The sequence below is a fragment of the Pseudorhizobium tarimense genome (assembly GCF_022968135.1).
In the GTDB taxonomy this organism is placed as follows: Bacteria; Pseudomonadota; Alphaproteobacteria; order Rhizobiales; family Rhizobiaceae; genus Neorhizobium; species Neorhizobium tarimense.
This window is the reverse complement of the sequence record NZ_JALJRA010000005.1, coordinates 41,358-53,636: the sequence shown is the minus strand read 5'-3', so window position 1 is coordinate 53,636 and position 12,279 is coordinate 41,358. Positions and strand designations below refer to the sequence as shown.

The 12,279-nt window shown below is 62.9% G+C and carries 8 protein-coding genes and 1 pseudogene; 6 read left to right on the top strand and 3 right to left on the bottom strand.

The window, feature by feature from the left end; genetic code table 11:
• The first annotated feature begins 20 nt into the window (after positions 1-20).
• The 6 genes and pseudogenes from MUU54_RS07015 (at position 21) to MUU54_RS06990 (ending at position 7,403) form a co-directional block, all read left to right on the top strand.
• A complete protein-coding gene (locus tag MUU54_RS07015; RefSeq protein ID WP_247243324.1) occupies positions 21-1,532 on the top strand; it encodes an ABC transporter substrate-binding protein in 1,512 nt (503 codons plus the stop codon).
• A 57-nt stretch (positions 1,533-1,589) separates the two neighbouring features.
• Entirely contained in the window at positions 1,590-2,537 is a 948-nt protein-coding gene (locus tag MUU54_RS07010; protein ID WP_247243323.1) for an ABC transporter permease, read from the top strand.
• Positions 2,534-3,403, top strand: a complete 870-nt coding sequence (locus tag MUU54_RS07005; RefSeq protein WP_247243322.1) for an ABC transporter permease — start codon at positions 2,534-2,536, stop codon at positions 3,401-3,403. Before MUU54_RS07010 ends, MUU54_RS07005 begins: the two co-directional genes overlap by 4 nt.
• Positions 3,404-3,424: 21 nt before the next feature.
• Positions 3,425-5,209 carry a gamma-glutamyltransferase family protein gene (locus MUU54_RS07000; RefSeq protein ID WP_247243321.1) on the top strand — a complete coding sequence of 595 codons (1,785 nt, stop codon included), beginning with the start codon at positions 3,425-3,427 and terminating at the stop codon, positions 5,207-5,209.
• Positions 5,206-7,014: pseudogene (locus tag MUU54_RS06995) on the top strand (ABC transporter ATP-binding protein); the annotation flags it as partial. The gene MUU54_RS07000 and the pseudogene MUU54_RS06995, both read left to right, overlap by 4 nt.
• A 158-nt stretch (positions 7,015-7,172) precedes the next feature.
• Positions 7,173-7,403, top strand: coding sequence for a hypothetical protein (locus MUU54_RS06990; RefSeq protein ID WP_247243319.1), 231 nt, complete (start codon positions 7,173-7,175; stop codon positions 7,401-7,403).
• Positions 7,404-7,472: 69 nt separating this feature from the next.
• On the opposite strand, the gene MUU54_RS06985 is transcribed toward MUU54_RS06990, so the two are convergent.
• Genes MUU54_RS06985 through MUU54_RS06975 form a run of 3 tightly spaced genes read right to left on the bottom strand, consistent with a single transcriptional unit; the run spans position 7,473 to position 12,269 of the window.
• Entirely contained in the window at positions 7,473-9,170 is a 1,698-nt protein-coding gene (locus MUU54_RS06985; RefSeq protein WP_247243318.1) for a PP2C family protein-serine/threonine phosphatase, read from the bottom strand.
• A complete protein-coding gene (locus MUU54_RS06980; protein WP_247243317.1) occupies positions 9,160-11,241 on the bottom strand; it encodes a DUF2339 domain-containing protein in 2,082 nt (693 codons plus the stop codon). Before MUU54_RS06980 ends, MUU54_RS06985 begins: the two co-directional genes overlap by 11 nt.
• Before the next feature lie 2 nt (positions 11,242-11,243).
• On the bottom strand, positions 11,244-12,269 hold the full coding sequence (locus tag MUU54_RS06975) for an ABC transporter substrate-binding protein (RefSeq protein WP_247243316.1): 1,026 nt from the start codon (positions 12,267-12,269) through the stop codon (positions 11,244-11,246).
• Positions 12,270-12,279: the final 10 nt, after the last annotated feature.

Below are 12,279 nucleotides of genomic sequence, written 5' to 3'. Positions count from 1 at the left end.
AACAATCCAGAGGAAGAAAGATGACCAAACTCACGCTACTCTCGGCCCTTCTGCTGGCCAGCACCGCCGCAGCCTTTCCGGCTGCGTCCGCAGATCTCCGCATCGGCCTGCAGGACGATGCAGACGTCCTTGACCCGGCGCAGTCCCGCACCTTCGTCGGCCGCATCGTCTACACGGCCATGTGCGATAAGCTGGTCGACATTTCGCAGGAGATGAAGATCATCCCGCAGCTGGCGACCGAATGGAACTGGTCGGACGATGGTAAGACACTGACAATGAAACTGCGCGAAGGCGTCAAGTTCCACGACGACACGTCGTTCAACGCGGAAGCCGTGGTCGCCACCATCGAGCGCAACATGACGCTGCCGGAATCGCGCCGAAAGAGCGAACTGTCTTCGGTAGAAAAGGTGGAGGCAAGTGGCGAATATGAGGTCAAGTTCACTCTGAAGAGCCCTGACGTGACGCTGCTGGCGCAGCTTTCCGACCGTGCCGGCATGATCGTCTCGCCGAAGGCAGCGGAAGAACTAGGAGCGAATTTTGGTAGCCATCCCGTCTGCGCGGGGCCGTTCAAGTTCGTCGAGCGCGTGCAGCAGGACCGGATCGTCCTTGAGAAGTTCCAGGACTACTGGAACGCGGACGAGGTGTTCCTCGACAAGGTGATCTATCTGCCCATTCCGGACACGACTGTCCGTCTCGCCAACCTTCGTTCGGGTGACCTCGACATTGCGGAGCGCATTTCGGCATCCGACGCCGAATCCGTGAAGTCCGATCCTAACCTCACCTATGCCGACGTGATCGGGCCCGGCTACATGGCGATGTACGTCAATGTCGGCAATGGTGCACGTGCAGAGAACCCTCTCGGCCAGGACAAGCGCCTTCGCCAGGCATTCTCCCTGGCGATCGACCGCGAAGCGATCAACCAGATCGTCTTCGAAGGCACGGCCAAGGCCGGCAACCAGCCCTTCCCGCCGACTAGTCCATGGTTCAACCAGAACCTTCCCGTTCAAGCTCGCGATATCGAGAAGGCAAAGGAGCTGATGAAGGAGGCCGGCCACGAGACGCTGGACGTCGAACTGCAGCACGCCAACAACACGACCCAGACGCAGATGATGCAGGTCATCCAGTCGATGGTCGCGGAAGCAGGCTTCAACGTCACGCTCAAGGCAACTGAGTTCGCCACGCTCTTGTCCGAGCAGACCGCCGGCAACTATCAGCTGAGCCGGTCCGACTGGTCCGGTCGTATTGATCCGGATGGCAACATCCACCAGTTCATCACCTGCAAGGGCGGCATCAACGACGTCAAATACTGCGACCCTGACGTCGACAAGCTTCTCAACGATGCGCGCGCTTCGACTGACGATGCAGTCCGCAAGGAGAAGTATGACGCGGCAACCGTGATCCTCAACGACGACATGCCGATCATCTATCTCGGGCACCAGCCTTACGCCTACGCGATCGACAAGGGCGTGAAGGGCTTCGCACCCTCGCCGGACGGCATGATCCGTTTGGTCGGCGTCAAGGACGCAGACTGAGCTCTCCGGCCGCACGGGCAACACCGTGCGGCCTCCCCATGACAGGAGGGCCATGCGATGGCTGTCTATATCGGAAAGCGGCTGCTGGTCGCTCTACCGACTCTGATCATCATATCGATCTTCGTCTTTTCCCTGCAGAAGCTTCTCCCCGGTGATCCGGTTCTTGCCATGGCCGGCGAGGAGCGCGATCCGGCCACCCTGGAGTTTCTGCGCGAGAAATACCGGCTGAACGACCCGGTCGTGATGCAGTACTTCTACTGGCTCGGCGGCGTTGTGACAGGCGACTTCGGCATCTCCCTGCGCACCAATCAACCGGTGCTAGAGCTCATCGGCGACAAACTGCCCGTCACCATCCAGCTGGCCGTCATGGCGATGATCTTTGCCCTCGGCATCGGCATCCCAATGGGCATCCTTGCCGCCGTCTGGAAAAACAGTCCGATCGACTACCTCGCCAATCTTGTCGCCCTATCCGGCCTCTCGGTCCCGAACTTCTGGCTCGGCATCATGCTCATCCTTCTGGTCTCCGTGAACCTCGGCTGGCTGCCGGCATCCGGATATGAGTCGATATTCGTGAACCCAGTCCGCTCGATCGAGACCATGATCATGCCCGCCTTCGTGCTCGGCACGGCGCTGGCGGCACAACTGATGCGCCACACGCGCTCCTCCATGCTCGGCGTGATGAGCGCAGACTATATCAGAACCGCGCGTGCGAAGGGCCTCTCTCCCTGGGAGGTGGTGATGAGCCACACATTCCGCAACGCTCTGCTGCCGATCGTAACCATGGCTGCACTCCTGTTCGGCGAGTTACTCGCGGGCGCCGTCCTGACAGAGCAGATCTTCACCATTCCAGGCTTCGGCAAGCTGATCGTCGATGCCGTCTTCACCCGCGACTACGCAGTCGTGCAGGGCGTTGTCCTGTGCACGGCGATCGGCTTCATCCTGATGAACCTGATTGCGGACCTTCTCTACGTTCTCCTGAACCCACGTCTGAGGGCGACGATATGACTGTGATCGAGACGGCGCCGCCAGTCGCAAGCCAACGCAGCAGTCGCGCATGGCGCAAGCTTCGCGCGAACCGCGGCGCGCTTGTCGGCCTCTGCATCATCCTGTTTTTCGGGATCCTGGCCCTCGCTGCGCCTGTGCTTCCGGTTCCAGATCCGGCGGCCACCGATTGGTCCGCAATCCGCAAGGCGCCGTCGGCGGCCCATTGGCTAGGCACTGACGACCTCGGGCGCGATATCCTGTCGAGGATGATCTGGGGTGCGCAGGCCTCCTTGATGGCCGGCGTGTTTTCGGTCGCGATCGCCGTGGTGATCGGCGTCCCCTTCGGGCTTGTCGCCGGTTATTTTGGCGGCTGGGTGGATCAGGTCGTATCCCGCGTCACCGAAGCCCTGCTCGCGATGCCGTTCCTGATCACCGCGATTGCATTGGCCGCTTTTCTCGGACCCAGCCTCACAAACGCGATGGTCGCAATTGGACTTTCGGCCATGCCGATCTTCGTCCGCCTGACCCGCGGGCAGGTGCTTGCGGTGAAGACCGAAGATTACGTCGAAGGGGCACGATCCATTGGCCTTGGCCACGTCGACATCATGGTCCGCTACATCCTTCCTAACGCCTTCGCACCGATCATCGTGCAGGCCACCCTCACCACGGCGACCGCCATTATAGCAGAAGCCAGCCTTTCCTTCCTTGGCCTCGGGCAGCAACCCCCCGCGCCGAGTTGGGGATCTATGCTGAACATTGCGAAGAATTTTCTCTCCCAGGCGCCGTGGATGGCGACCTGGCCCGGCATCGCGATCTTCCTCGTCGTGATCGGCTTCAATCTCCTGGGCGACGGTCTGCGCGATGCGCTGGATCCGCGCGAGGCATGATATTCACAAGGGCATCATTGCATGACTGAGTTCACCACCCGGCCGGAAATCCTCGGAACCTTCGGCGTCTTCACCTCGACCCACTGGATTGCGTCTGCCGTCGGCATGAGCATCCTTGAGAAGGGCGGCAATGCCTTCGATGCGGCTGTTGCCGCAGGCTTCGTCCTGCAGATCGTCGAACCGCATCTCTGTGGCCCCGGCGGCGACATGCCTGCCGTCCTCTATTCCAAGAAGAAGGACCGGATCGAGGTCATTTGTGCCCAGGCCCCCGCGCCTTCCGGCGCCACCATCGAGCACTACACCGCCGAAGGCCTAAAGCTCATCCCGGGCGACGGCCTGTTGGCGACCGTCATCCCGGGCGCCTTCGACGGATGGATGCTGATGCTCCGCGACTACGGCACCATGACCGTGCGCGAGGTTCTGGAGCCTGCCATCTACTACGCGGAGCACGGGCATCCTGTATTGCCGCGTGTTTCAGCGACCATCAAGGTACTTGGCGACTTCTTCGAAAAGGAATGGCCGACGTCGTTTGAGACGTGGATGCCGGGTGGTGCGGCTCCCGGACCACATTCGAACTTCCGCAACCCGATATTGGCCGACACATGGAAGCGGATCATCGCCGCGGCAGAGGCGAAGTCCGGCCGGGAGGAACAGGTTCAAGCGGCGCGCGACGCCTTCTACCGCGGCTTCGTGGCAGAGGCCATCGAGGGCTACCTCCAGACCGCTGAAGTGATGGATGCAAGCGGCCATCGCCACAAAGGGGTTCTGACGGCGGAGGACATGGCCAACTGGCAGGCGACAATCGAAGCGCCGCAGACCTATGATTACCACGACTGGACCGTCGCCAAGACGGCCGCCTGGGGCCAGGGACCTGTCCTGCTGCAGTCGCTTGCGCTGTTGAAGGGCTTTGATCTGGCGGCCATGGATCCGGCAGGCCCTGACTTTGTCCATACGGTGGTGGAGGCGATGAAGCTCGCCTTCGCCGACCGCGAAGTTTACTACGGCGACCCTAAGTTCTCCCAGGTGCCGACGGAATATCTGCTCTCCGACGGCTATAACGTTGAGCGCCGAAGGCTGATCAGTAACGAGGCATCGCATGACCTGCGGCCCGGCCGCGTTCCTGGCTACGATCACCAGTATGACCTGACGCTCGCCATGCTCGACGAGATGAGCGGCAAGGGCGCAGTCTACGAACCGACGATGGCGCATCTTTCGGAGAAGCGTGGCGATACGGTCCACATCGACGTCATCGATCGTTGGGGTAATATGGTGTCGACCACGCCTTCCGGCGGTTGGCTGCAGTCGTCGCCGATCGTGCCGGGCCTTGGCTTCTGCCTGAACTCCCGCGCCCAGATGTTCTGGCTGAAGCCGGGCCTGCCGACCTCGCTCGCTCCCGGAAAGCGGCCGCGCACGACGCTGACTCCTTCTCTCGCCCTTCATGAGGGACGCCCGACCCTTGCGTTCGGAACACCGGGCGGAGACCAGCAGGACCAATGGCAATTGCCGTTCTTCCTTCGCTACGTGCACCACGGCAAGAACCTGCAGGCGGCAATCGACATGCCGCTGTTCCACACCTCTCACTTCCCCGGTTCATTCTTTCCGCGAACGAGTTCGCCGGGAGAAGTCATGGTAGAAAGCAACATCGGTAATCCGGCGATCGAGAAACTACGACGCCGCGGACACAAGGTGACCGTAGCCGACCCCTGGACCGTCGGCCGCCTGACGGCTGCAAGGCGCGACAAGGACGGACTGTTGCGGGCAGCGGCAACGCCGCGGCTGATGCAGGCCTACGCAGTGGGGAGATGAGCGCAATGCAGGACAGTGTCCTCTCGGTCAGAAATCTCTCGACCTCGTTTCTCGTGGACGGCGAGTGGAAGCAGGTCGTTCGCGACGTCACCTTCGACGTCGGCCCCGGTGAAACGGTTGCGATCGTCGGCGAAAGCGGCTCCGGGAAGAGCGTGACGTCACTCTCGGTGATGCGGCTCCTCAACCCGGATGCAAGCCGGATCGAAGGAGAGGTGCTGCTGGACGGCCGCGATCTGCTGTCGCTGACAGAAAGAGAGATGCGCGGCGTCCGCGGCAACCAGGTCTCGATGATCTTCCAGGAACCGATGACGAGCCTCAATCCGATCTTCACGATCGGGCGGCAGATATCGGAGGTTCTGACGCGCCATCAAGGGATGTCGAAACGGGAGGCGCGAGAGGAGACCCTGCGCCTTCTGGAAAAGGTGAGGATCCCAAACGGGCGCTCGCGCCTCGACGATTATCCGCATCAATTTTCAGGCGGGATGCGCCAGCGCGTGATGATCGCGATGGCGCTGGCGTCCCGCCCTCGGCTCCTGATCGCAGACGAACCGACGACAGCCCTGGACGTGACAATCCAGGGGCAGATCCTCGACCTGATCAAGACTCTGCAGGAAGAGGAAGGGATGTCCGTCCTTTTCATCACCCACGACATGGGCGTGGTGGCGGAGATCGCCGATCGCACGATCGTCATGTTGCGGGGTGAACAGGTGGAAGCGGGACCGACAGAGGACATTTTCCTTCGTGGCCGTCATCCCTATACCCGCGCCCTGCTCTCGGCTGTTCCCAAGCTCGGTGCCATGGCCGAGCGCTGCTGGCCGACCCGCTTTCCAGTCGTTGACGTCAGTACAGGAGAAACGGCTGAACCGGACGAGGTGGCGGGAACGGTCGTCAGGGGGAAGACACCAATCCTAGAGGTGAAGAACCTCGTCACCCGCTTTCCCGTGCGCTCCGGCCTTTTTGGCCGCCAGAGCGGTTCGGTGCATGCCGTGGAAGATCTCAGCTTCGAACTGTTCCAGGGCGAGACGCTTTCGCTCGTGGGCGAGTCGGGCTGCGGCAAGTCGACCACCGGTCGATCGATCATGCGCCTCGTCGAGCCCACTGCGGGCGAAATCCACCTCGACGGTTATAACGTGCTCCAACTCGACCAGATCGGGCTCCGTAACCTGCGCAAGAGCGTTCAGATGGTGTTCCAGGATCCCTTCTCAAGCCTCAATCCCCGCATGACGGTCGGCGCCTCGATCGTCGAGCCATTCGTCAAGCACAGGCTTGGCACAGCAAGTCAGGCGCGCGAGAAGGCAGCGGACTTGCTGGAACGGGTCGGTCTCTCAGCTTCGATGATGAACCGTTACCCCCATGAATTCTCAGGCGGCCAGCGCCAGCGTATCGCAATCGCCCGCGCCCTTTCACTTGATCCGAAAGTGATCGTCGCTGACGAGAGCGTCTCGGCGCTGGATGTGTCCGTGAAGGCGCAGGTCTGCAACCTGCTGCTCGACCTGCAGCAGAGCATGAAGCTCGCCTTCCTGTTCATCAGCCATGACATGGCAGTTGTGGAGAGAATGAGCCATCGAGTGGCCGTGATGTACCTCGGCGAGATTGTCGAGATTGGGCCGCGGGCGGCGATTTTTGAGAACCCCCAGCACGACTACACGAAGAAGCTTATTGCCGCGGTACCTGTCCCCGATCCGGCTCGCAGAGGCGTTCGCCGAGGTCTTTCGGGGGAAGAACTCAAGAGCCCCGTTAGATCACTCAACTATCGCGCACCGAGCCGCACCTATCGCGAGGTCTCGCCGGGACATCTCGTGCAGGAGGGTGGTGATCGCGGAGCCTTGCTAGCTGCGTCGCCTTCCACGCTACTACGGACGCAATCCCGTTGGACAACCTTGAGAGGCGAAGGCGGCCTGCTCTAGGCTAGCATTCCAGGCGAAGGTCGTCGCATCATTCGGCGCTGCCGAGGCGGACGTGCTTGAACGGTTCGCAGTTCCACGAACGCCGGCTTTCGGGAACGCAAGAAGCCCGGCTGCAGGGGCTTGAGGGATTGTTGGGATGTTGGTTGCGGGGGCTCGCAACCAACGATTCCTGCGATTGGTCGAGCGACAGATTCCGCGACTCGCAGCAGTTTCCCGAAGCCGTGCTCGCAGCCCTTTCTGAGATTCGAACGCTCGACGACATGATTCGCGGCGTTGCCGCGCGATGATTAATAGAGCGTGCCCAGGCGCGCCTCATGCCAAAACGTTGTGTGGCAGCATTGTTACGCTTGTTTCCCTCAACCGGGGAACGAACCGATGCACAGCGTGATGTCGTCGTACTGCGGCCGGCGGCCGGCGAAGTCGAGCACCGCGGTCTGCAGTTCCTGCATCAGCTCGGCCGGATCGCGGTTCGGGGACTGGCGCACCAGCATCATCAATCGCTCGTCGCCGAACTGGCTGTCGCTGTCGTCGAAGGCTTCCGGGATGCCGTCGGTGTAGCATACCAGCAGGCTGCGCGGCGCAAGCGGCATCTCGACAGTCGCATAGGTGAGATCGGGGATCATGCCCAGCACGAGGTCGCCGGTTTCCGGCAGGTAGGCGACCTCTCCGTCGCCGGATTTCAGGATCGGTGAGACATGGCCGGCATTGGCGTAGAGCAGCAGGTGCTCGACCCGGTCGAAGATGCCGTAGAACATCGTCACGAACAGGTTCTGGTCATTGGACTCGGCAAGCACGCGATTGGCTTCGGCGAGAACTTCGCCTGGCGGACGACCGGTCATCGCCAGCGAGCGCACCACGGTGCGCGACATCGCCATGAACAAAGCCGCCGGCGTACCCTTGCCGCAGACATCGGCGATCAGGAAGCCGACCCGCCGATCATCGATCGTGAAATAGTCGAAATAATCTCCCGCCACCTCCTGTGATGGCACCATTTGCCCGTGGAAGGCGACGCCTTCCGACAACAGTGGGCCACGCGGCAGCAGCGCCTGCTGCAGTTCCGAAGCGATCGCGAGTTCAGCCTGCAGGCGGTGCAGTGCCTCCTGGTTGGCATGGGCGGCGCGCAGGGCCTCGACTGCTTTCGACAGCCGCTGGATCTCGATCGTGCCGGTGCTGGTATCGAGCGGCGGCGCCTCCTCGCCGCGAGTCAGCCGGTCAATTACGTCGATCGCGGCGTCGAGCGGGCGGAAGGCACGCTTCACCATCCAGACCAGCCCGCCCAACAGATGACCGACGAACACCACGACGAGGCCGCCGGTCAGCCATTGCAGCCAGCGCGTCTGGCGAAGCTCGGCCGATACCTCGTTGGAGACGGCGAGAAAGCCGAGCACGCGTCCGTGGGTGAAGCCGTCGGTCAGCGGGATCAGGGCAGTGCCCTCGCCGACGAAATCCGCCTCGGGCGGAACACCATCGGCGCCGGCGGCGAGCAGCTTGGCATTGAGTTCGACGCCCTGGTCGAAATACGAAACGATCCGCGACAGGGGCGTGGCGACGATGGCATAGCCGACGACGCTGAACCGGAACCGCAGCGGTACGATCTTCAGCCGGTACGTCGTCGACCCGCCGCCCATGTCCAGTTGGGCAAAACCCTCGGTATCGCTGGTCCGGACCATGCGGGAGATGGTATCGCGGAAATAGGCCGGCGGCACATGCGCGAGGTTGGTGTAGATCGGCGCGAGTTGCTGGTCGAGGATAATGACGGCCCGGCCCTCGCTCAGTCCTCCCGCGTCCATCCGCTCCAGTACGGCGTCGGGACGCTGCTGGAACACGGCGTTCAGAAGCTCGACGTCACGCCGGATGCGGCTGGCGATCTCTTCTTCGACAGCGCTCTCGTCATCGACGTGGTTCTGCCACATCGCCTCGATGAGAACCGTCATGTCGCGGCGGGCCGACTGGTCGGTGACGCGAACGCTGACCACGACCTGGATGACGAAGATCACGCTGAGGAGCAGCGTCGCCACCCCGACGAAAAGAGCGATGCGTGTTCTAAGCGGCATGGGTGAGCTCCGCGCTCCGGCGAGCGCGCCAATCCGGATCAAGGCCGGCCAGCATGGCATAGGCGAGCGGGGCGAGTGCTAGGAGGCAGGTCATCGTCGCCGGCAGGGCGGCGTCTTCCGGCCTGTCCAGCGTGAGGCCGAACCCGGTGGCAGCAGCGAGCCCGATCAACCGCACGCATGTCAGCACCGACTTGGCCGCGCGCACGTTCGGCGCGACGAAGGGCAGGCCGACGCTCCACCGCGCCGCCGCGCCCGAAAGCATCGCAGCAAGCGCCGTGCTGACGACGACGTCCCAGCCTGCGACATAGATGCCGGCGACAAGCAGCACGGCGGCGACGATGGATATCTCGAGCAGGATCCAGCGGCCGCGCGCGCCGGGATCGATCGCTCCCGCCAGGCGATAGCCGATCAGGTGCAGGATGAATGCAAGCAGCACGTAGGACATCGGCCCGGCCTGGAACTGCTGCTCCTGATGGCGCGCGGCGACGGCGACGAGCAGGAAGACGGAGGCCTGGATCAGGCCCAGACAAACCCAGATCCACGATAGGCCGAGCAGCCCGGCCGGTGACCATAGCCCACCGAGCCCATGCCGCCAGGACCGCTTGCTCGTGGCGGCGAAGACCGCGATCGACGCGATGGCGAAAACGAACATGGCTCCAACGAGCAGGGGACGGATCGCGCCGAGATCCAGAACATGCGCGCCGAGCAGCACGACCGTGGGCAGCAGGGCGACGACCAGGTGCGGCGTGCGGACGGAACGGCCGAGGCCGGTGAGCGCCACTCCGACGAGTAGACCCGCTCCGCCATAGGCGAATGCCGCCTCCAGCGAGACTCCGACCACCAGCCCGCCAAACGCTATGCCAAGGGCGAGATTCGCCGGACGATGCGGAAGCAGGAGGCCGGACGTGAGGCCGGCCGCCAGTAGCAGGTAGTTGACGCCGAGCGTCAGGACGGAAGGCCCGACCGTATCCGCTGGCGCGAACAGGACCAGGAACAGCAGCGTGGGTGCCACCGCCACGACAAGGGGCGACGTCTCGGTTTCGGTCTTCTCGCTGGCGCCAAGGCTGCGCAGCAAGGCGCCACCGCATGCCCAGAAGACCAGCACCATCGCCGTCAGCTCGCCGAGATCGGCAAGGATCGGCTGGACGTCGACGAGCGCATCGACTCTCGTTCCGTTCGCCAGTTTCTGGCTGATATCGAGGTCCACCAAAGCCGAGAAGGGGGCGGCCGAGAACATCGTCGCGACCGTCGAGCCGAGGCTTTCGATGCCTGCTTGGAACTGCACGCCTTCAATGCCCGTGATGGTCAGCTGATTGATCGCCCGATTGCTGCCGATCTGCTTGCCCAGATAATCCTGCACTCCGACCAACTCGCCGAATGTCATGCCGAGGCGGGCCGCGCGCTCGAGATCAGAGGCCGTCTCGGCGACCGCGAGCACCGCGGCCTGTCTCGATATCGTCACCAACTGGCCGCCGAATCCGGCAAGCAGCAGGAAAGCCGCGGGCAGAAAACTGATTACCGGCAGAAGCGATGCGCGGCGCAAAGGCAGAAAGACGAGCAGGAGCGCGAAGATCAGACCGAAGACGGCAATACCGATCGCAAGCGATGTCTTGCGCAACGCCGCAGCGTCCTCCTCACCCGCAGTCGACCGCGACAGGAGAAGACGGCTGGAAACTTCGCCATGGCTGTCGAGGATTGCCCGCTCCACCACGAGGGCGCCTTCGCCGGCCCGCACGGTATTTACCGTCGCGCGCTCGCCGGAGGCGGAGAGGCCCAGCCGTTCGAGCTTCAACGTCAGGGCGTCGGGGCCGAAAGCCAGCGCCGGCGGCGGCTGCAGGACCTCCTCGACGCTGCCGGGGCCGCTGATCGGGAGACCGTAGTCGAGCGAAGCCTCGGCATGACCGACATAAGATTCGGCCATGGATACCACGCTCTTAATGAGGCTGCCGCGGAGCTTCTGCTCGATCATGCGTTCCAGCGCGAACAGGCTGGCCGTCAGCAACGCCATGGCCGCCAGCCAGAAAAGGACGCGCCTGGACAGCGCCCCGCCCCGCCCCGACGCGTCCGCCATCGTCACTGCCCTTCGGGCGGGTTGACGATCTCGGCGTAGCTGAGCAGGGTCATCGGCGGATAGAGCTTGAGCGCGGCGGCCGTCTTCATGTTGACGATGTAGGAGTGGCGGTCGAGCGCGGCGATCGGCAGGTCGATGGGCTTGATCTTGTCTACCAGGATACGCTTGGCCTGGTAGCCGGCCAGACGCCCGATCATCCCGTATTTCGAAGCGACCGCGAGCAGCGCCGAGCTTTCCGTCACCGAGGTCTCGTAGCTCGACGCGACCGGAATGCCGGCCTTGATCGCAGCCTCCGTATAAATGTCGGCGTTGACTGTGATGAACGAACTGCTGCCGATATAGAGGAATTCGACGCCGCGGTCGGCCGCTTCCTGGATCAGTTGAGGAATGTCGTTGGCATCGGGTTCGCCATTGATCAACGGCATCGGCAGCATGACGAGTTCAAGGTCGAGCTCGTCGGCCGCCCGCTTGACCACCTCGGCGTTGAGCTTCGAGTTCAACTCGTTCTCGTTGTAGATGATGCCGAAGCGCTTGAACGGTCGGTATTCCAGCATCGCCTTGAGCTGAGTGACTTCGGGCACGCGGTTGCGCGTTCCGCTGACATAGGGGCGGCCCGACGATTCATAGGACTTGGCGATCTTGGCCTCAACGGGGTCTGCGACCACCATGAAGATGCTCGGAACGTCGCCGATAAATTTCGACTGGTCCGGGGCGTCGTAGGTGCCGACCATCTGAGCCGTTACGTTGGTCCCCCAGGTTACGACCAAGTCAGGGCGAGTCCGCTTTACCTCCTCGACGAAATTCGGCAGCGCGGCCTTGTCGGTTTTGGCGTCACGGATGACGACATCCGCGGGCATGCCGCTTTCCTTGATGTAATCGACGAAGCCCCGGCAGGCTTCCTCGCAACCGCGCCAGGCGGCCATGTAGATCGTGAAGCGCTTGCCCGTGTCCTGCGCCATGGCGAAGCCGCCGAGGGACGAAGCCAGGCAGATGGCCGCCAATGCAATTCTTTTCAGACCGAACAACATTCTCTCCCCC